The following is a 25,866-nucleotide window of genomic DNA, read 5'->3' as shown; positions in this document are numbered from 1 at the left end:
GAACCACAGCCCTCATCCTGAGGAGCGCCGTAGGCGCGTCCCGAAGGATGAGGGCTGAGCCTCTTCGGACTCGAGACGACAATCGGCACTAGGCATTTCGCCCCGCTCGACTATGGTGCCGCCGCCTTGGAACCCTATTTCGCCCCCCTCCTGATCGCCGTCGCCGCCGCCGCCGCGGCCGGACGGCTCTGCGTGCTGCTGCGGCCATTGCTGGTGCGCTATGCGTTGGCGCGGCCCAACGCGCGCTCAAGCCACCGCATCCCGACGCCGCAGGGCGGCGGCATCGCCGTGCTGGCCGGCGCCTTCCTGGCGCTGGGGCTCGTGCTGCTGTTCATGCCGCTCCCGGCTGGCGCGCGCGACACCCTGCTGCTGGTGATGGCAGCATCCGTCCTGCTGGCGATCGTCGGCGCCTGGGACGATATCAAGCCGCTGCCGGCCTGGCTGCGGCTGATCCTACAGGCGCTCTGCGTCGGGCTGGTGCTGCTCTACGCCGCGCCGGATGTCCGGCTGTTCCCGGCCCTGCCCTTGCCGCTGGAGCGGGCACTGGCGTTGTTCGCCGGCGTCTGGTTCGTCAACCTCACCAACTTCATGGACGGGATCGACTGGATCACCGTGATGGGCATCGTGCCGCTCTGCGGCGCGCTGGCGCTTTGCGGCATCCTCGGGCCGCTTGACCAAGGCAGCGGCCTGCTTGCCGCAGCGCTGCTCGGCGGGCTCGTCGGCTTTGCACCCTTCAACAAACCCTCGGCGCGGCTCTTCCTCGGCGATGTCGGTTCGCTGCCGATCGGCCTCCTGACCGCCTACCTGCTCTATCGCCTCGCGGGCACCGGCGCCTTAACTGCGGCGCTGATCCTGCCGCTCTACCATGTGCTGGATTCGACGATCACGCTGCTGCGCCGGCTGGCGCGGGGCGAGAAGGTCTGGGAGGCGCATCGCTCGCATTTCTATCAGCAGGCGACCAATAACGGCTACGCGGTCAGCGAGATCGTGGCGCAGGTGGCGCTGCTCAACCTTGGGCTGATCGTGCTGGGGGCGATGACCATCGCCTTCCCGAATTTCTGGGTGCAGTTCGCCGGATTGTTCGCCGCGCTGCTGCTGACGGGCATCCTGCTGCGCCGCTTCTCCCGGAAACGGTTCAGCCTTGCCGGCTGAGCGCGTCCTCGTCACCGGCGCCAGCGGCTTCATCGGGCCGCATGTCGTCGCGCGGCTACAAGCGGCAGGTTATCTGGTTCGTATCACGCAGCGAAACGCCGCTCCTGTCGCCGATGGCGTCGAGGCCATCGTCACCGGCGATCTCGCCCAGCCCATAGATTGGCGTCCCGCCCTCGCCGGCGTCAGCCATGTCGTGCATCTCGCCGGCCTCGCCCATGCCGGACCCGGGCTCATTGAGGCGCTCTACCAGCGCATCAACGCTGAGGCGACGCTCGAACTGGCCGAGGCGGCGCGGGAGGCGGGTATAGCCCGCTTCGTCTATCTCTCCTCGATCAAGGCGCAGATCGGCAATGTCGACAGCGCCGAGATCAGCGAAACAGACGAGCCCCGGCCCGACGATGCCTATGGCCGCTCGAAGCTCGCAGCCGAGCAGGGACTAGCGGCACTCGATCTCGACTGGGTCTCGCTGCGGCCGGTGCTGGTCTATGGTCCCGGCGTGAAGGCCAACATGGCGGCGCTGCTGAAGCTGGCGCGGCTGCCGGTGCCCTTGCCGCTCGGCGATCTCAAGGCACCGCGCTCGCTGGTCGCCGTCGAGAATCTCGCGGAAGCAGTCGCCTTTGCGCTGACGCCTCCCTGCCCGGCGCGGCGGAGCTACATCGTCTCCGATCCGGAGCCGATCAGCGTGGCCGAGATGATCGCGGCGATGCGGCAAGGTCTGGGGCGCAAGCCTAGCCTCGTGCCGGTGCCGGCCGGCCTGCTCAGGCTGGCAGCACAGATCGTCGGGAAAAGCGACGCCTTCGCCAAGCTCAGCGGCGGGCTGGTTGCGCGGCCGGATGCCCTGCTCAGGGCTGGCTGGCAGCCGCCGGCAGGGACAAGGCAGGCGCTGGCGCGGCTGGCCGCTTCTGCTCGCGCCGGCTGAAATCGGGGATCGCCTCGTCGAGCACCGCCTCGGCCATGGCGCGGTCATCGGCCTTCACCGCTGCCTCCAGCCGCGACTGCCAGCCCTGCATGCGGGCACGCGCCGCGAAGATCGGCTTGGCCGCCATGACGCCGTCGAGGCCGGTCTCGGCCATCGGCTCGTCGCGGGCGAAGAGGATCTCGTTCAGCCGCTCGCCAGGCCGCACGCCGGTGATGGCGATCTCGATATCGACATTGGGCTCATAGCCGGCGAGGCGGATCATGCGCTCGGCCAGGTCCATGATCTTCACCGGCTGGCCCATCTTCAGCACGTAGACGGCGGCGCGCTCGGCCTCCGGCCCATCGGCCCGGGCGTGCGATGCAGCCGTGAGCACGAGGTCGCAGGCCTCGCGGATCGTCATGAAGTAGCGGATCATCTCCGGATCGGTCACGGTGACCGGCCCGCCGCGCTCGATCTGCGCCTTGAACTTGGGCACGACCGAGCCGACCGAGCCCAGCACATTGCCGAAGCGCACGGCGACGAGCCGCATGCCGGCGGCGGCTGCGACGAACTCCGCATCGCGCGATTGGGCGTACATCTCGGCGAAGCGCTTGGTCGCGCCCAGCATCGAGACGGGCTCGATCGCCTTGTCGGTCGAGATCATCACGAAGATCTTGGCGCCGGCGGCGATGGCCGCGTCGGTGACGTTGATCGAGCCGAAGATGTTGGTCTTGATGCCCTCGGCCCAGTCGGCCTCGAGATAGGGCACGTGCTTCAGCGCCGCGGCGTGAATGACGATGTCGGGCGCGAAGCCCAGGAAGAGCGGATTCAGCCGGGCACGGTCGCGGACATCGGCGAGCGCGCCGGAGACGACCATGTCGTATTTCGCCGCCGCCAGCTCCTCGGTGACCTGGAAGAGCGCAGGCTCCGAGCTTTCGACCACGAGCAGCTCGGCCGCGCCGAAGGCGGCGCAGCGCAGGCAGATCTCGGAGCCGATCGAGCCGCCGCCGCCGGTGACGATGACGCGCTTGCCCTTCAGGAAGTTGCCGAGGCGCTCGCGGTCGATCTTGACCGAGGGGCGGACCAGCAAGTCCTCGATCTCGAGTGGCGCGAGCTCGTTATCGCGCGCGCCCTCGCCAAAGGTGTCCAGCCGCGAGATCGGCAGCGCCAGCTTGCGCGTGCGCGCCAGCCACTTGTCCGGCTCGGCCTCCGGCGCGAGCGCGCTGGAGGTCGCGACGATGCGGCGGAAGGCTTCGCCGCGCTCGGCCGCGTCGGTCGCCACGGTCTCGATCTGCGAGAGGAGGCCGAGCACCGGCACGCCGCGGATCGACTGTCCGAGGTCGTCGGAGCGCGGCGAGAGGATGCCGGCCGGGCGCAGCCGGCGCATCGTGCCCGATTCCATGGCACGGATGACCATCTCGACCTCGACGCCGCGGCCGAGGATCAGCGCCGGCAGGGCCGCGTCGCGCTGCGCCTGGTGCTTCGAGCGCGAGTACTTGAAGTAGCGATAGGCCAGCCGCGGGCCGCCGAGCAGCGCGATCTGGACCAGCCAGTAGAGCGCGATGGTGATCTTGCCGAAATAGAACGCACCGTAGATGTTCGGCGCGATCAGGACGTAGTCGATGACCAGCAGCGTCAGCGACAGGATCGAGACCGCCTTGACGATGTTGGACAGGTCCGGCAGCGAGGCGAAGCGCCATTTCGAGCGGTAGAGCGAGAAGAACCAGTAGACCGCCCCGGCATAGGCCACGAAGAAGGGCAGGAAGCTCGGCAAATAGCGCATGCGCTCATCGAGCAGCAGGCCCTCGAAGCGCACGAAGAAGACGAGCGGGATCGCCAGCGCCGTGACCACGAGGTCATGGGCGATGACGGCGAGCTTCTTCAGGTTCTGCTTGCTGTTGATGGCCATGCCCGCGGGGGTATCCCGCTCCCCAAGCAGCTTGTCAACGCAAGCCCGTCTGCGAATTCTCAGGCGGACTCTTTGGCCTTGGCCGCCGGCTGCTCCAACGCGGCCATGACGAACTCGATGAATTCCTCGAGCGTCGGGCCGGGAACGCGCTCGCATTGCAGGATCAGCAGCGGGTGATGGAAGCGGATCAGGGCGGTGCGGACGCAGCTCGTCGCCTGGTCCGGATCGATCTTGCGGAACTCGCCATTGTCGACGCCTTCGGCGATGACCCGGCGCAGCAGCGCGTCGAAGCGGGCGATATGGCCGAGGATGGCGTCCCAGCTCTCCTCCATCGCGGCGCAGACCATCTCCTGCATGCGCAGCTGGTCGGCGAAGCGGGCGGAATTGACGCGGTAGACTAGGGCGAGGATGTCGCGCAGGCGGCCGCCGGCCGAGCGCGGCTCGGAGGCGATCGCCGCCATGGCCTCTTCGAGCTCGCCCTTGAAGCGCGCCAGCACGGCTTCGTTGATCGACTTCTTCGAGTCGAAGAAGCGATAGACGTTGGCCGGGCTCATCCGCAGCGACTTGGCGATGTCGGCCACCGTCGTCTTCTGGTAGCCGATGTCGCGGAAGAAGCGCTCTGCCGTATCGACGATGCTCTGCCGCGTGTCGCGCTCGGGGATGCTCAACTCGGGTTTCCCGTTCGGTTGGTCGGCGGTGACGGGCGGGAATTGATCAGTATGACGAATTTCATCAATCGTCAACGCCATGGCGAATAAAGGCTTTATCCGGGCGCTGCTGCCAATTCCTGTCGGGAGATCGCTTGCTGAGTACTACGTCAACCCGCAGCGGGCAATGTCGTTCCCGTGATATTGGACCCGCGTCCAGGGTATAGTGAAGTGAAGAGACGGCGCGCTTCAGAACGAACGCGCATGGGCTAGCGCCAGGATCGCCTCGATATCGAGGTAACGCCCAAGATGAGCGGCGAGACGGTCGAGCACCGCGTCGACTTGTGCTTCATAGTTCAGACCTGAATTCAGCGCCCGGCCGGCAAGTTGCGCCAGGCAGGCGGCGCGGACGGCATCGGAGCTGAAGACGCCGTGCAGATAGGTGCCGGTAACGCGGCCATCGGCGCTGACCGCTCCTTCTGCCCGCTCACCGACGCGGAACGGCGCGCGGGCAGTGTCGGGCCCCTCGCTGCGACCGAGATGAATCTCGTAGGCTCGCCCCTCGGCACCGCTCGCAGCATGGCTGAAGGCGACCTCGCGCACGGTCTTAGCCTGCTCCAGCACAGTCTCGACGTCGAGCAGGCCGAGGCCATCGGCCTCGCCGGGCGGGCCCTCCAGCCCAAGCGGATCGCGCACGACGCGGCCCAAAATCTGGTAGCCGCCGCAGAGGCCGAGGACATGGCCGCCGCGGCGATGATGGGCTGCTATGTCGATGTCCCAGCCTTCGGCCCGCAGCATGGCGAGATCGCGCATGGTCGTCTTCGATCCCGGCAGGATGACGAGATCGGCGTCTCCCGGCAGCGCCGTGCCACGCCGGACCATGACGAGTTCGACCTTGTCCTCCTGCTTCAGCGGGTCGAGATCGTCGAAATTGGCGATGCCGGGCAGGACGGGGACGGCGACCTTGAGCACCGCTCCCCGCTTGGGCGCGCCGGCGCTGAGGTCGAGCCCGTCCTCGGCCGGCAGGTGGACGGCTTCGTTGAACCAGGGCACGACGCCGAGGCAGGGCCAGCCGGTCGCCCGCGAGATCGTCGTCACGCCATCGCGGAAGAGCGAGACGTCGCCGCGGAAGCGGTTGATGGCGAAGGCGCGAATCATCGCGCGATCGGCCTCGTCGAGCACGGCATGACTGCCGACCAGGCTGGCGATGACGCCGCCGCGGTCGATGTCACCGACGAGCACGGCCGGCACGTTGGCCGCGCGGGCGAAGCCGAGATTGGCGATGTCGCGGGCGCGCAGGTTGGTCTCGGCCGGCGAGCCGGCGCCCTCGACCAGCACGAGATCGGCCTCAGCCGAGAGCCGCTCGAAGCTCTCCAGCACCTTGGGCAGGAAATCGCCACGCCGGGTGAAGTCGCCGGAGGAAAGATGGCCGGCGACGCGGCCTTGCAGGATGATCTGGCTGCCGGTGTCGCTCTCCGGCTTGAGCAGGACCGGGTTCATGTCGACATGCGGGGCGACGCGGGCGGCGCGCGCCTGCAAGGCTTGGGCGCGGCCGATCTCGCCATGCGCGGTCGCGGCGGCGTTGTTCGACATGTTCTGCGGCTTGAACGGGCGCACCTTGAGCCCGCGATCGGCGAAGAGCCGGCAGAGCCCGGCCACGATCAGCGACTTGCCGACATTCGAGCCGGTGCCGAGGATCATCAGGGCGGGGGTGGGTCTGCGCTCGGCCATGCAGCTTGCCCGGAGCCGTCTGGAATCTCAGCCCTCATCCTGAGGAGCGCGAAGCGCGTCTCGAAGGATGATCCAGCGCCCTCCGAAACATCCTTCGAGACGCGGACTAAAGTCCGCTCCTCAGGATGAGGGCTCAGGGTGTTCCGGCCAGCCTCTTAGGCTGCGCCTTGGGCGCAGGCAAGCGATGCGGCGGGCGAAGGGAGGTTCACCGGCTCACGGTGTGACCTGCAGTTCCAAAGGGGCGAAGAAACCGCAGGCACGTCCGTGAACCGGCTGACGAGAGATAAACATTGATCGCTGATGAATGTCAACATTCATCAGTCAGTATGTTTTGGCGGGTACGCCATGTCCGGAAAGCGTGCGCGGCGGCGCAGGACGTGCTAGGGGCGCGGCCTCTTTCGCAGCCGAACCAGACGTAATTGCGATGAACCCGATCTTCTCCGCCCTGCAGACCAGCGTCTTCGAAGTGATGTCGCGCCTCGCGCGCGAGACCGGCGCGGTCAATCTCGGCCAAGGCTTTCCCGACGATCCCGGCCCGCTCGACGTGCGGCAGAAGGCCGCCGACGCCGTGGTCAACGGCTGGAACCAGTATCCGCCGATGATGGGCATCCCCGAGCTGCGTCAGGCGGCCGCGACCCATTTCAAGCACTGGCAGGGGCTCGACCTCGATGCCGACAGCGAAGTCATGGTCACCTCGGGCGCGACCGAGGCGATCGCGGGAGCACTGATGGCGCTGATCACGCCGGGCGACGAGGTCGTGCTGTTCGAGCCGATGTACGACGCCTACCTGCCGCTGGTGCGCCGGGCCGGCGGCATCCCGAAATTCGTGACGCTGACCCCGCCGGCCTTCGGGTTGACAGAAGAGGCGCTCGCCAGGGCCTTCTCGCCGAAGACCAAGGTCGTGCTGTTCAACAACCCGCTGAACCCGACCGCGACGATCTTCAGCGAGGCCGATCTCGACCTGCTCGCCGATTTCTGCATCCGCCACGACGCCGTCGCGATCTGCGACGAGGTCTGGGAGCACGTCGTCTTCGACGGCCACCGCCACAAGCCGATGCTGGCCCGACCCGGCATGCGCGAGCGCACGGTGAAGATCTCCTCGGCCGGCAAGATCTTCTCGCTGACCGGCTGGAAGGTCGGGATGGTGATGGCGGCGCCCAAGCTGATGCGGGTGCTGTCAAAGGCGCATCAATACGTCACCTTCACCACGCCGCCGAACCTGCAGGCCGCCGTCGCCTACGGGCTCGGCAAGGACGATTCGTATTTCGAGGGCATGCGCGCCGATTTCCAGCGCTCGCGCGACCGCTTCGCCGATGGGCTGAAGGGGCTCGGCTTCAGCGTGCTGCCGAGCGTCGGCACCTATTTCCTCAATGTCGACATCGCCCCGCTCGGCGAGAGCGACGACGTCGCCTTCTGCCAGCGGCTGGTGACGGAGAACGGCGTCGCGGCGATCCCGGTCAGCGCCTTCTATGCCGAGGGCGCCGTGAAAAACGTGGTGCGCTTCTGCTTCGCCAAGCACGACGCGACGCTGGATGCGGCGCTGGAGCGGCTGGCGGCTTGGAAGAAAGCCGCCTGAGTCCAAAGGCTTGATCGAAGTTTTTCAGCCCTCATCCTGAGGAGCCGCAAAGCGGCGTCTCGAAGGATGATCCAGTTCGCGGTCACAGCGCCCTCTGGAGTATCCTTCGAGACGCGCCTTCGGCGCTCCTCAGGATGAGGGCTGAGGTTCCTGCTTTCAGCCCTTGCGCAGCTGCTGGATCAGCGCGCCGGCCTCGACCAGCCGTGGCTCGAAGCGCTTGGCGTCCGCTGCGTGGTCAAGGCCGCGCAAAGTCTCGATGACGCCCATCAATTCGCCGGCGGCCTGCTCGGCCAGGGCGCGGTCGGACAATCTCCTGGCAAGTTGCAGCCGCGCCTCGGCACGGCCGCCGGCGCTCTGCGCCCACAAGGCCGGCACCGTCTCGCGCCGCCGCTCCTCGAGCGCAGCGTCGTAGGCGGCGATGGCTTCCTCCAGCACCACGTCTTCGCGGTAGTGCGCCGATAGGCTGGCGAGCGCGAAGCCGATGCGATCCTGCACCTCGGCCCAGTCGAGCGGAGCGCTGTCGCGCCTGCGCTGGTCGAGCACCAGCTTGAAGCAGTTCACCGCCGCCTCAAGCGCGGAGGCTCCACTGGCCCGAAGCCCCAGCGACACCAGCGCCTTGCCGAACTCGAACTGGAGGCGGGTCCATTCGCGCGGCGCATCGGCCTGGGTCGTCCCCGCCAGCGCGGTGCGGAAGGCATCGACGCCCTCCGCGAGCAGCACCGCATCGTCCTCACGCTCGCCGAGCCGCGCCAGAACCTCGCCCAAACGGCTATGGAACGTCAGCCATAGCCTCGGCGCCTGCTTCTCGCGGAGATCCTCCAGCGTCGTCCGATAAATGTCGGCGGCTTCACGCAGGGCCGACGTTTCGGGCTCGAGATAGGCCAATCCGGTCAGCGAGCGCGCCAGGCGCATCTGGGCCTCGGCCCAGGCCACCGTCTGCTCGAAATTGTCGAGCTTGGCGAGCATGCTGCGCAGATGGGTGATCGAGGCGGCGAAGCCGCTCCTGTCGCGGAAATCCGCGCCGATCCGCGCCAGCGCGTCGGCCTGCATCAGCGCATAGGCGCGGCCGCGCTCGGCTTCCGCCGATTCGGCGATGAGGGCAGCCTCGGCAAAGCGCTCGGCCGCGTCGCGATAGGCCTTCGGATTGAGCTGGAGCAGAGCGGTCGCGCCGCGGTCGGCGCGGCCCCTGGCGGCGATGAGCAGCCGCTCCTTCGACATCTTGTCGGCCGCGCTCACGCCGTCGAGATTGCGCTGCTCGGCCTGGGCGAGGGTGCGATCGGCCTCCGCGAGCCGGCCTTCCGCCAGCGCGCGCACCGCCTCGGCCCGCAGCCGGTCGAACTCGGAATCAAGTCCCAGCGGCGTCAGCAGGCGTGCGCGCAAGGCCCGGAAGTCGTCGGCCTTGCGCAGGAGATCATGCTCGATGCGGCTGAAATCCGGCTTCCCGGACGCCTCGCCCATCGAGGCCAGCACGCCGAGCAGCAGAGCGGGGGGCGCGCCCCCGTTCTGGACCACTCGGGCCAATATGCTGGAGAGTTCCGGGTTCATGCCCTACCGAATGATCACTTCGCAGCGACGACCGCGATCTCTACCGTGAATTGCGGCGCAGCGAGCTTGGCCTCGACCGTGGCGCGGCCCGGGGTCTGGCCCTCGACGATCCACTTGTCCCAGACGCCGTTCATCTCGGCGAAGGTCGAGATGTCGGACAGCCAGATGTTGACCATCAGGAGCTTGGTCTTGTCGGTGCCGGCTTCAGTCAGGAGGCCGTCGATGATGCCGAGAATGTCGGCGGTCTGCTCGGCGACGCTCTTACCCGCCGCCTTATCGGCGACCTGACCGGCGAGATAGACGGTGTCGCCGTGAACGACGGCCTTGGACATGCGGGGGCCGACACCGATGCGCTGAATGCTCATGATCAAGTCTCCTGAAGAAGGGATTTGCTGGTAGCGTGGCCCGCGCTCAGGTGCAAACGCTTACGCAGCGACCGCCCACCCAGCCCAAAGCAAGGCGTAGCGCGCCGCCTTGCCGATCAGCACCAGCAGGACGAAGCGGCCAAGCGGATAGTTCAGCGTGCCCGCGACCACGGTCAGCGGATCGCCGCCGACCGGCAACCAGGCGAAGAGCAGCGACGGCCAGCCGAAGCGGCCGAACCAGGCCTGCGCCTTGGCGAGTTTGTCGGGGTCGGGCCGCCACCTTGCCGGCAGCCGGTCGAGCCCGCCTCGCGCGATCAGCCGGCCGATCCACCAGTTGAGGACGGAGCCGGCCGTGTTGGCGAGGCTGGCGGTGACGAACAGCGCCAGCGGATCCACGCTCCCGGCCATGAGCAGGCCGAGGAAGACCGCCTCCGACTGCGCCGGCAGGATCGTCGCCGCCACGAAAGCCGCGCCCGCCATCAGGGCGAGCGAGCCGAACGCCTCCATTCAGAGGCGCCGCAGCGCGACCTGCTGGATGCGATGGCTCGCACCCTTGGTCAGGATCAGGCTGGCGCGCTGGCGCGTCGGCAGGATGTTCTCGCGCAGGTTCGGCAGGTTGATGCCGGTCCAGAGGTTCTGCGCGATGGCGAGCGCCTCCTCCTCGCCGATCTCGGCATATTTGCGGAAGAAGGAGCGCGGATCGCGGAAGGCGGTCTGGCGCAGCGTCATGAAGCGATTGACGTACCAGCGGTGCAGGTCGTCCTCATGCGCGTCGAGATAGACCGAGAAGTCGAAATAGTCGGAGACGAAGGGGATGGCCTTGCCGTCGCGCGGCATCCGGTTCGGCTGCAGGACGTTGAGCCCTTCCAGGATCAGGATGTCGGGGCGCTCGACTGTGACCTGCTCGCCGGGCACGACGTCATAGACCAGGTGCGAGTAGACGGGGGCGCTGACCGCCGGCTTGCCGGCCTTCACGTCGGAGAGGAAGCGCAGGATCGCCGCGCCGTCATAGCTCTCCGGAAAGCCCTTGCGCTGCATCAGGCCACGCCGCTCGAGTTCGGAATTGGGCAGCAGGAAGCCGTCCGTGGTGACGAGCTCGACCTTCGGCGTGTTCGGCCAGCGCGAGAGCAGCGCCTTCAGCACGCGCGCCGTGGTCGACTTGCCGACCGCGACCGAGCCGGCGACGCCGATGACATAGGGCACCTTCACCTCCGCCTCGGCGAGGAGGAAGCGCTGCGTCGCCTTGAACAGGCCCTGCGTCGCGGCGACGTAGAGCGAGAGCAGGCGCGAGAGCGGCAGGTAGATCGCCACGATCTCGTCGATCGAGATCGGATCGTTGATCGATTGCAGCCGCGTCAGGTCGTCGACGGAGAGCGTCAGCGGCGCATCGGCGCGCAGATGCGCCCATTCGTCCCGGGTGAAGGTCCGGTAGGGCGAGACCAGATCCGGATCGGCCGGGGCCGGGATGAGACGCTGGTCCATGAGGTGGCCCGCATTCCAGGCTTCGAGATTCAACGCGCTACTCGCTCGAGTTAACCGGGCCGCGCCGCTTTTTCGGCCAATCCCGACCGCACAGTGCGTGCCTCAAGCTGGCTCATCACATCGTGCAATGCAACATCGCGCGATAAAAGCACGACCAAGAGATGATAAAGCAGGTCGGCGCTTTCGGCGATCAGCTCGTCGCGATCGCCCTTCACGGCAGCGATGACGGCCTCCACCGCCTCCTCGCCGAGCTTCTTGGCGGCGCGCTCGGGACCGGCGGCGATGAGCCTGGCCGTCCAGGATTCCTCGGGCGAGGCTTTCGCACGCGCGGCGACGATCTGTTCGAGATCGGCGAGGGTGAAGCTGCTCATGGCTCAGTCCAGCCGCATCGCAAGGCCGGCCGCCGCCATGTGGGCCTTGGCCTCGGCGATCGTGTAGGTGCCGAAATGGAAGATCGAGGCGGCGAGAACGGCGCTGGCCCGGCCCTCGCGCACGCCGGCGACGAGGTCGTCGAGATCGCCGACGCCGCCGGACGCGATCACCGGCACCGAGACGGCATCGGCGATGCGCTGGGTCAGGCCGAGATCATAGCCCGACTTGGTGCCGTCGCGGTCCATCGAGGTGACCAGCAATTCGCCGGCGCCAAGCGAGACGACCTCGCGGGCAAAGGCGATGGCGTCGATGCCGGTGGCGTTGCGGCCGCCATGGGTGAAGATCTCCCAATGGCCTGATGTGACCTGCTTGGCGTCGATGGCGACGACGATGCACTGGTCGCCGAATTTTTCCGCCGCTTCCTTGACGAAGCCGCGATTGGTGACGGCAGCCGTGTTGATCGAGACCTTGTCGGCCCCCGCGAGCAAGAGCGCGCGGATGTCCTCGACCTTGCGGACGCCGCCGCCGACCGTGAGCGGCATGAAGCAGGCCTCGGCCGTGCGGGTGACGACATCGAACAGAATGCCGCGATCCTCGTGGCTCGCGGTGATGTCGAGGAAGCAGAGCTCGTCCGCGCCGGCGATGTCATAGGCCTTGGCGGCCTCGACGGGATCGCCGGCATCGACGAGGTCGAGGAACTTCACGCCCTTGACGACACGGCCGTCCTTGACGTCGAGGCAGGGGATGATGCGGGTCTTGAGGGTCATCGGTGCTGCTGGCCAGGGCGAAGTCGGAAAAAGCGAGCGCATATAGCGCCGCAGCCGCCCGACACGCAAACGCGGGCACAAAACGGCCGGATTGATCGGCGGCGCATTCCCTGCTCTCCTGCCCGCCATAGGCAAAAAGCCGAGGGGATTTCCATGACGACCACAACGACATTCAAGGGCCTGAAGCTGGCGGCGCTGAGCCTCGCCGCTGGGCTTGGCCTGAGCGCTGCCGCACTCGCCCAGGCTCCGACGAGCCAACTCGACGCGATCCAGAGCCGCGGCAACCTGCAAATCTGCACGACCGGCGACTACAAGCCGTTCACGCTGGCCAAGGACGGCAGCTACGAGGGCATCGACATCGAGCTGGCAAAATCGCTCGCCAAGGCGATCGGCGTCGAGCCGCGCTTCGTCGCGACCAAGTGGGGCGACCTGCTGAACGACTTCACCTCGGGCAAATGCGACATCGCCATGGGCGGCATCTCGGTGACGCTCGACCGGCAGAAGCGCGCCTTCTTCTCGACGCCCTACATGGTCAACGGCAAGGCGCCGATCGCGCGCTGCGCCGACAAGGACAAGTTCCAGACCGTCGCAGACATCGACAAGCCGGGCGTGACGGTCATCGTCAATCCCGGCGGCACCAACGAGCGCTTCGCGCGGGCCAATTTCAAGCAGGCCAAGATCGAGCTCTATCCCGACAACGTCACGATCTTCGCGCAGATCCTGGCGGGGAAGGCCGACATCATGGTGGCCGAGTCGATCGAGACCAAGGTGCAGGAGAAGCTCAATCCGGGCCTGTGCGCGATCAATCCGGACGAGCCGCTGCAATATGGCGAGATGGGCTACCTGCTGCCGCGCGGCGACGTGACCTTCAAGGCCTTCGTCGACCAGTGGCTGCACCTCGCCAAGGCGACCGGCGAGTTCGCCAAGATCTACGACCAGTTCGTGCGCTGAGCCTTGACCCGGGCCGGTACGCCGCCATGGCGCGCCGGCCCTTTCGCATAGCGGGAGCGGGTCGGCCTGGCCTGTTCGACACCCAGTTCAGCCGACCACCGGAGGCCCCATGGCGCTCAAGCCAATGTTTCACTCACTCGTCAACACGCTCGCCGCAGCCGCGGCAGGCCTCGCCCTGGCCGGCGGGGCGCTCGCGCAGGAGCCGACCAGCCAGCTCGACGCCGTGCAGAAGAACGGCGCCCTGCGCATCTGCACGACGGGCGACTACAAGCCGTTCACCCTGGCGGTCGGCGACGGCTACGAAGGCATCGACATCGACATGGCCAAGTCGCTGGCCAAGGCGATCGGCGTCGAGCCGCGCTTCGTGCGGACCAAATGGGCCGAACTGATGACCGATTTCACCGCAGGCAAATGCGACATCGCCATGGGCGGGATCGGCGTGACGCTGGAGCGCCAGAAGCGCGTCTTCTACTCGGCGCCCTCGCTGGTCACCGGAAAGGCGCCGATCGCGCGCTGCGCCGATAAAACGAAATTCCAGACGGTCGCTGACATCGACAAGCCGGACGTCCGGGTCGTGGTCAATCCGGGTGGAACCAACGAGCGCTTCGCGCGGACCAGCTTCAAGCAGGCCAAGATCGAGGTCCACGCGGACAACGTCACGATTTTCGACGAGATCCTGGCCGGCCGGGCCGATGTCATGGTCACGGAGGCGATCGAGACCAAGGTGCAGGAAAAGCTGAAGCCCGGCCTGTGCGCCATCAACCCCGACGCTCCCCTGACCTTCATCGAGATGGGCTACCTGCTGCCGCGCGGCGACGTCGTCTTCAAGGCGTTCGTCGACCAATGGCTGCATATCGCCAAGTCGACCGGGGAATACGCGCGGACCTATGACAGCTTCCTGCGCTGATCAGCCGGCAGACCCGACCGTCGCGCCGGCGACCCGCGCCAGCGCCGCCGCCGGGTCAATCCGCCCGTCGTAGAGCGCCCGGCCGGTGATGGCGCCCTCCAGGATCGCCGCATCGGCTGCGCAGAGCCGCTCGATATCGGCCATCGAAGCGAGCCCGCCAGACGCGATGACCGGGATGCTCAGCGCGTTCGCCAGCGCGATCGTGCCGTCCCAGTTGATGCCCTGGAGCATGCCGTCGCGGGCGATGTCGGTGTAGACGATCGCGGCGACGCCGGCATCCTCGAAGCGGCGGCCGAGATCGTCCGCTGCAAGCGCCGAGGTCTCGGCCCAACCCTCGACCGCGACATAGCCGTCGCGCGCATCGATGCCGACCGCGACCTGGCCCGGAAAGGCTTTTGCCGCCGCGCGGACGAAGCCGGGATCGCGCACCGCCGCCGTGCCGATGATGACGCGGCGCACGCCCTTCCTGAGCCAGCCCTCGACCGTCGCCATGTCGCGGATGCCGCCGCCAAGCTGCACGGGGAAGGCGACGCGGCCAAGAATGGCCTCGACCGCAGCCGCATTCATCGGCTTGCCGGCGAAGGCGCCGTCGAGATCGACGACATGCAGCCATTTGAAGCCCTGCGCCTCGAATTCGGCGGCCTGGGCGGCGGGATCGTCGTTGAAGATGGTGGCCTGCGCCATGTCGCCCTGCTTGAGGCGAACGCAGCGGCCTTCCTTGAGATCGATCGCGGGGAAGAGGATCACGGCTTCCATCCGAGGAAATTGCTGATCAGCTTCAAGCCTAGCTTCTGGCTCTTCTCGGGGTGGAACTGGGTGCCGACGATGTTGTCGCGCGCGACGATCGCAGTGACCGGCCCGCCGTAGTCGGTCAGCGCCAGCACATCCTGCGGCCGCTGCGGCGTCAGCGCGTAGGAATGGACGAAATAGGCGTGCAGCCCGGCAGGGCCGGTCTCGATGCCGTCAAGCAGCGCGTGCTCGTCCTGGGCGTGCAGGTTGTTCCAGCCCATGTGCGGGATCTTCAGGCTGTCATCACTCGGCCGGATCAGCGCGACGTCGCCTGGAATCCAGCCGAGGCCGTCGGTAATCTTATATTCCAGCCCGCGGCTCGCCAGGAGCTGCATGCCGACGCAGATGCCGAGGAAGGGGCGACCCTTACCGCGCACGACCTCCTCAAGCACATCGACCATGCCGGGCACGGCATCGAGCCCGCGCCGGCAATCGGCGAAGGCGCCGACGCCCGGCAGCACGATGCGGTCGGCGGCGCGCACGACGTTCGGGTCGCTGGTGACGTGAATCGTCGAGGCGATGCCGGATTCAGTCGCGGCGCGCTCGAAGGCCTTTGCGGCCGAGTGCAGGTTGCCCGAGCCGTAATCGATGATCGCAACGCTTTGGCTCATCGGCCGCGCGCCTCCGGGAAGAGGCCGATCACCGGCAGCGGGCCGGTATTGGCGTAGCGTGTGGCAGGCGGCAGCGGATCATGCGCCGGCTGGGTCGGCCGGGTTTCGAGTGCGCGCTCGAAGAAGCGGCGCTCGGCGCTGCCGAGATCGGGCGCCTCGACCACGTCGGCGAGGCGCCAGCCCTGGCGCTGGAGCTTGCGGGCGATCAGGTTCTGGCCCTCAAGGCCCAGGAAGAGCCCGATCGCGAACTGCGCCAGCAGCGCGGCACCCGTGGTGAGGCCGAGCTGAGTGCGGGCGTAGTAGAGCGCGCCCCAGACCAGCGCGAACAGGATGGTCGCCAGCCAGAGCCGCTTCGAGAGCAGCCAGAGCCCGGTGAAGACGAAGGCCGACCAGGTGAAGCTCTCCGGCAGCACCTGAGCCCGCTCGATCTCCTCGCGTTCGCCGCCGGCGCCCGGCGGCGGGATCATGACCGTGTAGAATGCCATTGTCCGGCTCCCTCAGAGCGCGCCCTTGGTCGAGGGCACGCGGCCGCCCTCGCGCGGATCGACTTCCAGAGCGTGGCGCAAGGCGCGCGCCAGGCCCTTGAAGCAGCTCTCGGCGATATGATGGGCGTTGTCGCCGTAGAGCGTCTCGACGTGCAGCGTGATGCCCGCATTCATCGCGAAGGCCTGGAAGAACTCGCGCACCAGCTCGGTGTCGAACGTGCCGATCTTCTCGGCCTTGAAGCTGGTGCGGAACACCAGGAAGGGCCGGCCGGAGACATCGATGGCGACGCGGGTCAGCGTCTCGTCCATCGGCAGGTGGACGTCGGCATAGCGGCGGATGCCCTTCTTGTCGCCGAGCGCCTGCCTCACGGCCTCGCCCAGCGCGATGCCGGCATCCTCGACCGAATGATGGTCGTCGATATGGGTGTCGCCCTTCACGGTGACGGCCAGGTCGATCAGCGAATGGCGGGCGAAGAGGTCGAGCATATGGTCGAAGAAGCCGATTCCAGTCGAAATCTCGGCCTTGCCGGCGCCGTCGAGCCCGAGCTTCACCGAAATATCGGTCTCATTGGTGCGGCGCTTCACTTCGCCCGAACGCATGCTGGCCTCTGTGATCTGAGGAATTCGGCGTGGCTTTAGCAGGCGCGAAGCGGGAAGACCATGGCGCTCCAAGCGCGGGCCTGACGTCTTTCCGTCCTCGCGCCGTCATCCCGGACGACCGTAGGTCGGCCTGGGATCCATCATAGAGCGCCGCGCCCTACGATGGATCCCGGAACTCCGCTTCGCTGCGTCCGGGATGACGGCGTGAGGTTTGGCAGCGATCGACAATCTCATCCGGCGGCTGGAAGCGCCCGAGGTAAGCCTTGGCACGCGGCAGCGCGTCATGCAGGAACTGGCCGGGCTCGCGCAGCCAGAGCCCGTCATAGGTCTTCGACTTCGGCTCCGAGATCAGCACGTCCTGCGGCAGCAGCACCAGCGTCGCATCCCAGCCGGGCCACCAGCGCCGCCCCTTGGCCCAGTAATGGGCGAGAAGGGCGTCTTCACAGCGATAGCCATGATAGTCGAATGCCGCCCGGCCATTGGTGACGAAGATATGGTTTCCCGTGAAACCCTCGGCCGGCCTGATCCAGACCGCATGGAAACCCGCCTCCGGATAGGCTTCAAGGAAGGCATAGGCCAGGATGTGGCAGGCGCCGCAGGCGAAGAAGACGCGTTCGGGCAGATTCCAGCGTTTGACCGGGTTGCTCTTGATACCGGGCTTCAGCCTGAACATGTTGGCAGCACCTGTTCCGACCAAGGCCGATCGCATGTCAGAGAGTAACGCCGCCCCCGTGATGCACGCCACCACCATCCTGATGGTGCGCAAGGGCGGGCGCGTCGTGATCGGCGGCGACGGGCAGGTCTCGCTCGGCCCGACCATCATGAAGGGCAATGCCAAGAAGGTGCGTCGCCTCGCCAAGGGCGCGGTGATCGCCGGCTTTGCCGGCGCGACGGCCGACGCCTTCACGCTGTTCGAGCGGCTGGAGGCCAAGCTCGAGCAATATCCGACGCAGCTGCTGCGCGCCTGCGTCGAACTCGCCAAGGACTGGCGCACCGACCGCTACCTGCGCCGGCTGGAGGCGATGCTCCTCGTCGCCGACAAGGAGGTCTCGCTGCTGATCTCCGGCACCGGCGACGTGCTGGAGCCGGAGGCGAGCGAGCATGGCGCGGTGATGGCGATCGGCTCCGGCGGCAACTACGCGCTGGCTGCGGCCCGCGCGCTGGTCGACATCGAGGCCGACGCCGAGACGATCGTGCGCAAGGCGATGAAGATCGCCGGCGACATCTGCGTCTACACCAACCACAACCTCGTCATCGAGACGCTGGAGAGCGCCTGATGCGCGAGGACGACCTCGACGCCGCCGTCGCGGAGGGCATCATCGACCGCGCCCAGGCGATCCGCCTGCGCCATCTGGCCGATACCAGGCGGATCGCCGAAAAAGCCTCCGGCGCGGCGCTGCCGCCGACCTTCGCGGCCGAGGATTCGCGCCCGGTCGACCCCGATGACGAGCGCTTCCGGCTGATCGGCGGCTTCAACGACGTCTTCGTGACGATCGGCGTCTGCCTGCTCGCCGGTGCGCTGCTCGGGCTGGCGCGGGTGCTGGGCCTCGACGAGGCCTTCGCGCTGGTCGGCCTCATCGTGGCCTGGGGCCTGGCCGAATGGTTCTCGCGCCGGATGCGGCTGGCGCTGCCCTCAATCGCGCTCGCCGTGATGTTCGCCGGTTCGGCGGGCCTGCTCGCCGGCATCGGCGTGGATGCCGCCGTGAGGCGCGGGCTGATCACGCGCTCGTCGGGCGAGGACTGGACCTTCGTCGCGATCGGGATCGCCGTCATGCTGGCGTCGCGGCTGCATCGCTGGCGCTTCGGCGTGCCGATCAACAGCGCGATTACGGCAGCGGGCGGCATCGCCACCATCATCGGGCTCCTGCTGGTCGCCGCGCCGGACCTCGTCCGCAACCATCTGAACTGGATCGCCTTCATCGCCGGACTGATCGTCTTCGCCGTCGCGATGCGCGCCGACATGGGCGATCCGCGCCGCCTGACCAGGCGCTCGGACAGTGCCTTCTGGCTGCACCTGCTCGCCGCGCCGCTGATCGTGCACCCGGTGATCCAGCTCGCGACCGGCGGCCTCGGCCAGCTCTCGACCTTGCAGGCGCTGATCATCCTGGTGCTCTTCGTCCTGCTCGGGCTGATCGCGCTGGTGATCGACCGGCGCGCATTGCTCGTCTCCGGCCTGAGCTATGCCGGCATCGCCATCGCCTATCTCGTCGCGCAGAAGGTCTCCGACGGGCTCGGCCTGCCGCTCGCCTTGCTCGGGCTCGCCATCGTCGTGCTGGGCCTCTCCGCTGGCTGGCGCAGCTTGCGCGCCTGGCTCGTGCCGCTCCTTCCCCTTGGCAGGCTCACCGACAACCTTCCTCCCATCGCCTTACCGGACGCAAGATGACCTCTTTTTCCCCCCGCGAGATCGTCTCCGCGCTCGACCGCTTCATCGCAAGGGCGAGCGGCAGCGAAGCCGTCTCAACCCAAATGCCGACGATGAAAGCAAATAGAAGGCTCCGTCAGTGACTTCGTTTTCCCCCCGCGAGATCGTCTCGGAACTCGACCGCTTCATCGTCGGCCAGAACGACGCCAAGCGCGCCGTCGCCATCGCCCTGCGCAACCGCTGGCGCCGGCAGCAGCTGGAAGGGCCGCTGCGCGAGGAGGTCGCACCCAAGAACATCCTGATGATCGGGCCGACCGGCTGCGGCAAGACCGAGATCGCGCGCCGCCTCGCCAAGCTTGCCAACGCGCCCTTCATGAAGGTCGAGGCGACCAAGTTCACCGAGGTCGGGTATGTCGGCCGCGACGTCGAATCGATCATCCGCGACCTCGTCGAGGTCGGGATCGGGCTGGTGCGCGAGAGCCGCCGCAAGGACGTCCAGGCCAAGGCCCATGTCGCCGCCGAGGAGCGCGTGCTCGACGCGCTGGTCGGCGCCACAGCGAGCCCCGGCACGCGCGATTCCTTCCGCCGCAAGCTCAGGGCCGGCGAGCTCGACGACAAAGAGATCGAGGTCGAGATCGCATCCGGCGCAGCGGGCGCACCGATGTTCGAGCTGCCGGGCATGCCCGGCGCCACGATCGGCGCGATCAATCTCGGCGACATGTTCGGCAAGGCCTTCGGCCAAAAGGGCAAGCCCAAGCGCGTGCTGGTCAAGGAGGCCTATGGCCCGCTGCTGACCGAGGAGAGCGACAAGCTGATCGACCAGGAGGCGATCGTCCATGCCGCGATCCGCGAGGTCGAGAATAACGGCATCGTCTTCCTCGACGAGATCGACAAGATCTGCGGCCGGGAAGGCCGTTCCGGGGCCGACGTCTCGCGCGAGGGCGTGCAGCGCGACCTCTTGCCGCTGATCGAGGGCACGACAGTCGCGACCAAGCACGGGCCGGTGAAGAGCGACCACATCCTGTTCATCGCGTCCGGCGCCTTCCACGTCTCGAAGCCGTCCGACCTGCTGCCGGAGCTGCAGGGGCGCCTGCCGATCCGCGTCGAACTGCAGCCGCTCGACATCGAGGACTTCAAGCGCATCCTGACCGAAACCGAGGCCAGCCTGATCAAGCAGTCGGTGGCGCTGCTGGCGACCGAGGAGGTCACGATCGACTTCACCCCGGACGCGATCGACGCGATCGCGCGCATCGCCGTCTCCGTGAACTCGACGGTCGAGAATATCGGCGCGCGCCGGCTCCAGACCGTAATCGAGCGCATTCTGGACGATATCTCCTTCACCGCGACCGACCGCTCGGGCGAGAGCGTCACGATCGACGCGGCCTATGTCGAGGCGCGGATCGGCGACCTGGCGAAGAATGCGGATTTGAGCCGGTTCATTCTCTGAAGCATGTCGTGACTACGCGGAAACCTCTCCGCGTCATCCCGGACAAGACGCGCAGCGCCGCCGCTCCGGGATCCATCGTAGGGAACTGCGCTTTACGATGGATCCCGGAGCTCCGCTGCGCTCCGTCCGGGATGACGGCGCTTGATTCTGAAAGATCGCAGCATGTTCTTATGGCCGAGCCGCTGACAGCGCGAGGCGACCTAGCATCCGTCTTCATTCTTGTTCATATTGAAGACGAATGGGAGATGAGACAATGTCCCGCACCACGACGATGACTGTGCGGCTGAGCGGTCCGCTCAGCGATTTCGTCGCCGCCAATGTCGGCCCCGACGGCGCTTATGAAAACATCAGCGAATATGTCCGCGACCTGATCCGCCGCGACAGAGAGCGCGCCGAGCGCGAGGCGTTCGAGCGGCTGAAGGCTGAACTGACGCACGCCTTCGCGGCTCCCGACACGTCCTACCAGCCGCTGACGGCCGCCGACGTGATCGCGCGCAACGAGGCTTGATCCTGGTATGGCCGCCATCCGCATCCAGGAAGCGGCCTCGCATCGCCTCGACGAGATCTACCGATACGCGCGCGAGCATCGGGGCAAGGATCAGGCCACCCGCTATATCACCGGGCTGTTCCAGGCGTTCGAGCGGATCCATACGCATGGCGTCGCCTCAAAGCCGGTGCCGGCCGAGTTCGGCGTCGATGGCTACGTGTTTCGCTACGAGCGCCATTTCGTCTACTGGCGCCGGCTCGACAATGGCGACATCGGCACCGTGACGATCCTGCATGAGCGCATGCACCAGATCGATCGCTTCCGCGACGATGCCAAACCGTGACGCGGAGATACCGGCCGTGAGCGACAAGGCGGCGCAGCCCTCCTCCCGCCTCGTCCGCGATTCCGCCGTCGTCGGCGCGGCCACCATCCTGTCTCGGCTGCTCGGCTTCGCGCGCGACGTGCTGATCGCGAGGCTGCTCGGCGCCGGGCCGGTGGCGGATGCGTTCCTGGCGGCGCTGAGGCTGCCGAACCTGGTCAGGCGCGTGCTTGGCGAGGGCGGGCTGAACGCGCCCTTCGTGCCGCTCTATCTCGAGATCAAGGCAGAGCGCGACGAGGAGGCGGCGAGGCGCTTTGCCGGCGAGGCGAGCGCGCAGCTCGGCGTGCTGCTGATCGTCCTCGTCGGGCTCGGCGAGCTGTTCGCGCCCTGGCTCGTGCTTGGGCTGGCCGGCGGCTTTGCCGACGAACCGGCGACCCTGGCGCTGGCGGCGCAGTATACGCGGCTGATGCTGCCCTTCCTGCTGCTGACGACGATGGCGGCGCTGCTCGCCGCCCTGCTCAATGCCGAAAAGCACTTTGCCATCGCCGCGATCGCGCCGGCGCTGATGAACGCGATCCTGCTCGGCGTGCTCCTGACGATGCTGTGGACCGGCTCGCCGCCCGAGACTGGAGCGAGCGTGCTTGCTGCCAGCGTCAGCCTGACCGGGCTTGCGCATCTCGCGATGATCGTGATCCGGCTGCGCAGCACCGGCCTGCCCCGGCTCAGCCTGCGCTGGTCGCCCGACATGACCCGGCTGATCCGCACCGGCGGCGCGACCTTGCTGGCCGCCTCGGCAGCGCAGCTCGTGCTGCTCGTCGCGACGCAGATCGCCTCGGCCGAGCCCGGCTCGGTCGCAGCTCTTTATTATGCCGACCGCGTCTTCCAGTTGCCGCTCGGCTTCGTCGGCGTGGCGATGGGGACCGTGGTGCTATCCGACATGGCGGCCGCGCAGGCGACCACGGCCGAACATGACGCGATGCTCGGGCGGGCGCTGGCGCTGGGACTAGCGCTCGGCGTTCCGGCGGCGACGGCATTGGCGGCGCTGGCGGGGCCGATCGTCTCCGTGCTGTTCGAGCATGGCCGCTTCGGTGCGGAGGATCGCGACCGCACCGAGGCGGCGCTGCGGGCCTTCGCCTATGGCCTGCCCTTCGCGGTGGTCGCGAAGGTGCTGGGGCAGGTCTATTTCGCTCGGCAGACGCCGCGTCCGGCGCTGATCGCGGGATTGGCGGCGGTGCTGATCGCCGTGGTCGTCGGCCTCATTGCCGGCAGTCGCGGAAACGCAGCGGAGGTCGCGGCGCTCGCCGCGAGCTTCGCCTTCCTGGTGCAGGCGGGACTCACCGCCTACTTCCTGCGGCGCGACGGGCTGTGGCGGCCGAGCGCCGGCAATCTGCGGCCGATCCTCGCCGTATTCGTCGCCAGCGCGGCGATGCTGGCCGCCCTGATCCTGATCCTGCCTGTTGTGAGCGGACCGCTCGGGCTCGAACAGCCCACCCTTCATCGGATCGCGGCGCTTGCGGGCTTATGTCTCGCGGGGCTTCTGGTCTATGGTCTCGCCGGCTTGGTTCTCGGCGCCTTCGGCCCGCGGCACTTGCGCCGCCGGCAGGTATGAGCCAGAAGGCCGCCTTCCCGTTCCCTGACTCGTGACGACGGAGCGCCCCGATGGCGGCCTTTCACCAGCGCGTCTTCTCCGGCATGCAGCCGACCTCGACGCTCCATCTCGGCAACTACCTGGGCGCGCTGATCAACTGGGTCGCGATGCAGAAGACGCATGAGTGCATCTATTGCGTCGTCGACATGCATGCGATCACGCAGGGCCTCGACGTCTGGGGCGGGCCGGCCGAGCTGACGCGCGCCACGCGCGAGGTCGCGGCCGCCTATATCGCGGCCGGCGTCGACCCGAAGGCCAGCATCATCTTCAACCAGAGCCAGGTGCATCAGCATGCCGAGCTCGCCTGGGTGTTCAACACGGTCGCCCGCCTCGGCTGGCTGAACCGCATGACCCAGTTCAAGGAGAAGGCCGGCAAGGACCGCGAGAACGCCTCGGTCGGCCTCTACGACTACCCCGTGCTGATGGCTGCCGACATCCTGCTCTACAAGGCGACGCATGTGCCTGTGGGCGAGGACCAGAAGCAGCATCTCGAGCTCGCCCGCGACATCGCCCAGAAGTTCAACAACGATTTTGGCGACCAGGTCGCGGCCAGGGCGCTCGGCACCGGCGATCTCGGCTTCTTCCCGCTGCCGGAGCCGATGATCCAGGGCCCGGCGCCGCGCGTGATGAGCCTGCGCGACGGCACCAAGAAGATGTCGAAATCGGACCCGTCCGATTATTCGCGCATCAACCTCACGGACGACGCCGAGACCATCGCCCAGAAGGTCCGCAAGGCGAAGACCGACCCGGAGGCGCTGCCCTCCGAGGAGAAGGGGCTGGAGGGCCGTCCGGAGGCCGAGAACCTCGTCGGCATCTATGCCGGCCTGAGCGGCGCGACCAAGGCCGAAGTGCTCAGCCAGTTCGGCGGCGGACAGTTCTCCGGCTTCAAGGGCGCGCTGGTCGATCTCGCGGTCGCCAAGCTCTCGCCGATCGCCGAAGAGATGCGCCGGCTGCTCGCCGACGTCTCGCATATCGACGCGATTCTCGCTGAGGGTGCAGGGCGCGCCGAGGAGATCGCGGCGCCGATCATGAACGATGTCAAGGACATCGTCGGTTTCGTGCGGCGGCGCTGAGCGGCGTGCGACGCTGCGGGCTTGCGCTACCCTTGAGGCACGGGCCACGATGACGGCTCCTGAAGCGGCGGCAGGATCATGACGATGGTCAAGCGACGGCGGTCCTACGAGGCGGGCCATCGCCCGAAATTCCTCGCGGTGGTCGATGACAGCGACGAATGCGCCAAGGCCGTGCGCTTCGCGGCGCGGCGCTGCGCGCGCATCGGCGCCTCGATCGTGCTGCTCGGCGTCGTCACCCCGCCCGAGCACGAGACCTGGCTCGGCGTCGGCGAGGTCATGCAGGCCGAGGCTGAAGCCGAGGCCGAGAAACTGCTCGACGAGGCCGCGGCCTCCGTGCGCGCGCTGGCCGGCCTGGAGCCGGAGAAGGTCGTGCGCACCGGCGTCAAGGCCGACGAGCTGGTCAAGCTGATCGAGGCCGACGAGGACATCTCGCTGCTCGTGCTCGCCGCCGGCATCGGCCGCGACGGGCCGGGCCCGCTGGTCAGCGCGCTTGCCGGCAAGTCGGCCGGGACCTTCCCGATTCCCGTGGCGATCGTGCCCGGGCACCTGGAAGACGAGGAAATCGACGCGCTCGCGTGAGGTAAGGCTTTTTACGATTGGATAACTCTAATCACTTCGATTCCTTCCGGCACTGAAAGTTTGCTCCTTGACAGAAATCGATTCTTGATTCTCACCGACGAGTCGCTTATGTTTGTTTCAGGCAGCCATGCGCCGGAACAACCCAGAGCATTCGAAAGATTGCAGGCGAGAGATCGCAATCATGGGCCGGGGGGCTGCCGCTCTTATTTCCACAGACCGATCATTTGAAGCTGCTGCTCATTAAGAGCAATCTCTTCATGTTTCGGAACGATTTTTACTCCGTAACTGAAATAATTCTTGTTACGATGGAAGGTGATAGGTTTAAGAATTTGTGCGTACCTGCTTTCACAGTTTCCATAGCGATCTGGTTCAAATCCAGCGGCAAATGATGATGCTATTGCGTCGGCAATCTGTAAGCTTGCATTGGCCTTGTGATCCTGTGCGTCAATCGAATCTATGTCGATAACGGGCCAGTGAATTCTGACATCTTGATCCTCTGATGCTTTTAATTTTTGCATATAACTCTTGAAATCGCTGTATGACATACCGCCACGTCTTGAGAAGGTGATTGCAACCTTACCATTCCCTTCCGGCACAATCGGCCTCATATCTCGGCAGAGCCACGATATTCTCTCGCTCAGATAGCGTGTCATATAAAAATAGAGCTGATTCTTTTCTGTATATACACTGTCTGGAATGGGTTCCTTCGCTGCAATTATGCTAATCGCCCGCAACGGCCTTGATGCTATATCCTGTACTACTACTAGCTTTTGGTTATGATTAAGTTCAGCAAAATGCAAAATTCTGCTTTTTCGTTCGGGCATCCGATTAGAAATGCCGTCCCTCCAACCAACTGCTTCTAGTGAATGCGTTTTCCTAAAGACGCATGCAGAAATGATCAGCCATTTTGACGACCCGCCGCGATCTCCAGGCTGGCGGAATCGTTTGAATCCATCGTCTCCAGACTCATCAATGTACGCAACGAAGCTATGCTGCATTTCCTTCAAATCCAAAAAATAGCTCTTGAGCGATACATCAAATAGCTAGCTGTGCGGATCAAAGCTAGGGTCTCAAGCGGCTGTTTTGACGCTGGAATGAGTCTAGGTAAGAGCCTATATCGGGAACAGGAGCGGCGGCCTTGAACCGTCCGTAACCGGAGGCGAC

The 25,866-nt window shown here is 66.7% G+C and carries 28 protein-coding genes; 13 read left to right on the top strand and 15 right to left on the bottom strand.

From position 1 onward, the window contains the following. Window positions 1-126 precede the first annotated feature (126 nt). Window positions 127-1,152: an MraY family glycosyltransferase gene (locus DWF00_RS00240; RefSeq protein WP_245973681.1), complete on the top strand. Its 1,026-nt coding sequence runs from the start codon at window positions 127-129 to the stop codon at window positions 1,150-1,152. Next, window positions 1,142-2,071: an NAD-dependent epimerase/dehydratase family protein gene (locus DWF00_RS00235; protein ID WP_114828532.1), complete on the top strand. Its 930-nt coding sequence runs from the start codon at window positions 1,142-1,144 to the stop codon at window positions 2,069-2,071. The genes DWF00_RS00240 and DWF00_RS00235 overlap by 11 nt, the downstream gene beginning before the upstream one ends. Here DWF00_RS00235 and DWF00_RS00230 read toward each other — a convergent pair. The 3 genes from DWF00_RS00230 to DWF00_RS00220 form a co-directional block, all read right to left on the bottom strand. Continuing rightward, window positions 1,995-3,959 (bottom strand): nucleoside-diphosphate sugar epimerase/dehydratase, encoded by a 1,965-nt coding sequence (locus DWF00_RS00230; protein WP_114828531.1) that lies wholly within the window; start codon window positions 3,957-3,959, stop codon window positions 1,995-1,997. The two genes, DWF00_RS00235 and DWF00_RS00230, sit on opposite strands and share 77 nt — an antisense overlap. A 59-nt stretch (window positions 3,960-4,018) precedes the next feature. Next, window positions 4,019-4,627 (bottom strand): TetR family transcriptional regulator, encoded by a 609-nt coding sequence (locus DWF00_RS00225; RefSeq protein WP_245973680.1) that lies wholly within the window; start codon window positions 4,625-4,627, stop codon window positions 4,019-4,021. Window positions 4,628-4,855: 228 nt separating this feature from the next. After that, window positions 4,856-6,337: a cobyric acid synthase gene (locus DWF00_RS00220; protein WP_210207871.1), complete on the bottom strand. Its 1,482-nt coding sequence runs from the start codon at window positions 6,335-6,337 to the stop codon at window positions 4,856-4,858. A 424-nt stretch (window positions 6,338-6,761) separates the two neighbouring features. Here DWF00_RS00220 and DWF00_RS00215 point away from each other — a divergent pair, with 424 nt between their 5' ends. Then, window positions 6,762-7,913: an aminotransferase gene (locus DWF00_RS00215; protein ID WP_114828528.1), complete on the top strand. Its 1,152-nt coding sequence runs from the start codon at window positions 6,762-6,764 to the stop codon at window positions 7,911-7,913. Window positions 7,914-8,069: 156 nt separating this feature from the next. Here DWF00_RS00215 and DWF00_RS00210 read toward each other — a convergent pair whose 3' ends face one another. From DWF00_RS00210 to hisF, 6 genes are read right to left on the bottom strand one after another with little or no spacing between them, the layout of a single operon-like run. Then, complete coding sequence (locus tag DWF00_RS00210) at window positions 8,070-9,425, bottom strand: coiled-coil domain-containing protein (protein ID WP_114828527.1); 1,356 nt, start codon at window positions 9,423-9,425, stop codon at window positions 8,070-8,072. Window positions 9,426-9,472: 47 nt separating this feature from the next. Continuing rightward, complete coding sequence (locus DWF00_RS00205; protein WP_114828526.1) at window positions 9,473-9,823, bottom strand: RidA family protein; 351 nt, start codon at window positions 9,821-9,823, stop codon at window positions 9,473-9,475. A gap of 60 nt (window positions 9,824-9,883) precedes the next feature. Further along, window positions 9,884-10,330, bottom strand: a complete 447-nt coding sequence (locus DWF00_RS00200) for a YqaA family protein (protein WP_114828525.1) — start codon at window positions 10,328-10,330, stop codon at window positions 9,884-9,886. Continuing rightward, window positions 10,331-11,305 (bottom strand): type I pantothenate kinase, encoded by a 975-nt coding sequence (gene coaA / locus DWF00_RS00195; RefSeq protein WP_114828850.1) that lies wholly within the window; start codon window positions 11,303-11,305, stop codon window positions 10,331-10,333. A gap of 50 nt (window positions 11,306-11,355) precedes the next feature. After that, the gene (locus DWF00_RS00190; RefSeq protein WP_114828524.1) at window positions 11,356-11,676 is read right to left on the bottom strand and encodes a phosphoribosyl-ATP diphosphatase; all 321 of its coding nucleotides are present in this window, start codon (window positions 11,674-11,676) and stop codon (window positions 11,356-11,358) included. Between the two features lie 3 nt (window positions 11,677-11,679). Next, window positions 11,680-12,444: an imidazole glycerol phosphate synthase subunit HisF gene (hisF, locus tag DWF00_RS00185; protein ID WP_114828523.1), complete on the bottom strand. Its 765-nt coding sequence runs from the start codon at window positions 12,442-12,444 to the stop codon at window positions 11,680-11,682. A gap of 153 nt (window positions 12,445-12,597) precedes the next feature. Between hisF and DWF00_RS00180 the strand changes: the two genes are divergently transcribed. Together DWF00_RS00180 and DWF00_RS00175 are read left to right on the top strand one after the other, a co-directional pair. Continuing rightward, complete coding sequence (locus DWF00_RS00180) at window positions 12,598-13,395, top strand: transporter substrate-binding domain-containing protein (RefSeq protein WP_114828522.1); 798 nt, start codon at window positions 12,598-12,600, stop codon at window positions 13,393-13,395. 109 nt (window positions 13,396-13,504) lie between these two features. Further along, the gene (locus DWF00_RS00175; protein WP_114828521.1) at window positions 13,505-14,302 is read left to right on the top strand and encodes a transporter substrate-binding domain-containing protein; all 798 of its coding nucleotides are present in this window, start codon (window positions 13,505-13,507) and stop codon (window positions 14,300-14,302) included. Here the strand turns inward: DWF00_RS00175 and hisA are convergent, their stop codons facing one another. The 5 genes from hisA to DWF00_RS00150 form a co-directional block, all read right to left on the bottom strand. Continuing rightward, window positions 14,303-15,058, bottom strand: a complete 756-nt coding sequence (gene hisA / locus DWF00_RS00170; protein WP_114828520.1) for a 1-(5-phosphoribosyl)-5-[(5-phosphoribosylamino)methylideneamino]imidazole-4-carboxamide isomerase — start codon at window positions 15,056-15,058, stop codon at window positions 14,303-14,305. It abuts the gene before it with no gap. Then, window positions 15,046-15,702, bottom strand: coding sequence for an imidazole glycerol phosphate synthase subunit HisH (gene hisH / locus DWF00_RS00165; RefSeq protein ID WP_114828519.1), 657 nt, complete (start codon window positions 15,700-15,702; stop codon window positions 15,046-15,048). The genes hisA and hisH overlap by 13 nt, the downstream gene beginning before the upstream one ends. Beyond that, a complete protein-coding gene (locus tag DWF00_RS00160; RefSeq protein WP_114828518.1) occupies window positions 15,699-16,187 on the bottom strand; it encodes a DUF2628 domain-containing protein in 489 nt (162 codons plus the stop codon). The genes hisH and DWF00_RS00160 overlap by 4 nt, the downstream gene beginning before the upstream one ends. Before the next feature lie 12 nt (window positions 16,188-16,199). Further along, window positions 16,200-16,787 carry an imidazoleglycerol-phosphate dehydratase HisB gene (gene hisB / locus DWF00_RS00155; RefSeq protein WP_114828517.1) on the bottom strand — a complete coding sequence of 196 codons (588 nt, stop codon included), beginning with the start codon at window positions 16,785-16,787 and terminating at the stop codon, window positions 16,200-16,202. A gap of 157 nt (window positions 16,788-16,944) precedes the next feature. Continuing rightward, window positions 16,945-17,460, bottom strand: a complete 516-nt coding sequence (locus DWF00_RS00150) for a hypothetical protein (RefSeq protein ID WP_210207870.1) — start codon at window positions 17,458-17,460, stop codon at window positions 16,945-16,947. A 34-nt stretch (window positions 17,461-17,494) separates the two neighbouring features. On the opposite strand from DWF00_RS00150, the gene hslV reads away from it, so the two are divergent. The 8 genes from hslV to DWF00_RS00110 all read left to right on the top strand — a co-directional run bounded on the left by hslV (window position 17,495) and on the right by DWF00_RS00110 (window position 24,702). After that, window positions 17,495-18,064, top strand: a complete 570-nt coding sequence (hslV, locus tag DWF00_RS00145; RefSeq protein WP_181832562.1) for an ATP-dependent protease subunit HslV — start codon at window positions 17,495-17,497, stop codon at window positions 18,062-18,064. Beyond that, window positions 18,064-19,170 (top strand): hypothetical protein, encoded by a 1,107-nt coding sequence (locus tag DWF00_RS00140; protein WP_114828515.1) that lies wholly within the window; start codon window positions 18,064-18,066, stop codon window positions 19,168-19,170. The genes hslV and DWF00_RS00140 overlap by 1 nt, the downstream gene beginning before the upstream one ends. A 118-nt stretch (window positions 19,171-19,288) precedes the next feature. Next, window positions 19,289-20,596, top strand: a complete 1,308-nt coding sequence (gene hslU / locus DWF00_RS00135) for an ATP-dependent protease ATPase subunit HslU (RefSeq protein WP_114828514.1) — start codon at window positions 19,289-19,291, stop codon at window positions 20,594-20,596. Between the two features lie 253 nt (window positions 20,597-20,849). Further along, window positions 20,850-21,104 carry a ribbon-helix-helix domain-containing protein gene (locus DWF00_RS00130; RefSeq protein ID WP_114828513.1) on the top strand — a complete coding sequence of 85 codons (255 nt, stop codon included), beginning with the start codon at window positions 20,850-20,852 and terminating at the stop codon, window positions 21,102-21,104. 7 nt (window positions 21,105-21,111) lie between these two features. Further along, the gene (locus tag DWF00_RS00125; protein ID WP_114828512.1) at window positions 21,112-21,426 is read left to right on the top strand and encodes a type II toxin-antitoxin system RelE/ParE family toxin; all 315 of its coding nucleotides are present in this window, start codon (window positions 21,112-21,114) and stop codon (window positions 21,424-21,426) included. Window positions 21,427-21,442: 16 nt separating this feature from the next. Beyond that, window positions 21,443-23,011, top strand: a complete 1,569-nt coding sequence (murJ, locus tag DWF00_RS00120; RefSeq protein WP_181832561.1) for a murein biosynthesis integral membrane protein MurJ — start codon at window positions 21,443-21,445, stop codon at window positions 23,009-23,011. Between the two features lie 50 nt (window positions 23,012-23,061). Further along, window positions 23,062-24,123 carry a tryptophan--tRNA ligase gene (gene trpS / locus DWF00_RS00115; protein WP_114828510.1) on the top strand — a complete coding sequence of 354 codons (1,062 nt, stop codon included), beginning with the start codon at window positions 23,062-23,064 and terminating at the stop codon, window positions 24,121-24,123. Between the two features lie 84 nt (window positions 24,124-24,207). Then, complete coding sequence (locus tag DWF00_RS00110) at window positions 24,208-24,702, top strand: universal stress protein (RefSeq protein WP_114828509.1); 495 nt, start codon at window positions 24,208-24,210, stop codon at window positions 24,700-24,702. Between the two features lie 203 nt (window positions 24,703-24,905). Here the strand turns inward: DWF00_RS00110 and DWF00_RS00105 are convergent, their stop codons facing one another. After that, window positions 24,906-25,715 carry a DUF3800 domain-containing protein gene (locus DWF00_RS00105; RefSeq protein WP_147283664.1) on the bottom strand — a complete coding sequence of 270 codons (810 nt, stop codon included), beginning with the start codon at window positions 25,713-25,715 and terminating at the stop codon, window positions 24,906-24,908. Between the last annotated feature and the right edge of the window lie 151 nt (window positions 25,716-25,866).

The organism is Allobosea caraganae, from assembly GCF_003351345.1.
In the GTDB taxonomy this organism is placed as follows: Bacteria; Pseudomonadota; Alphaproteobacteria; order Rhizobiales; family Beijerinckiaceae; genus Allobosea; species Allobosea caraganae.
Note: the sequence above shows the minus strand (reverse complement) of the source record. Positions and strands in the feature narration are given on the sequence as shown.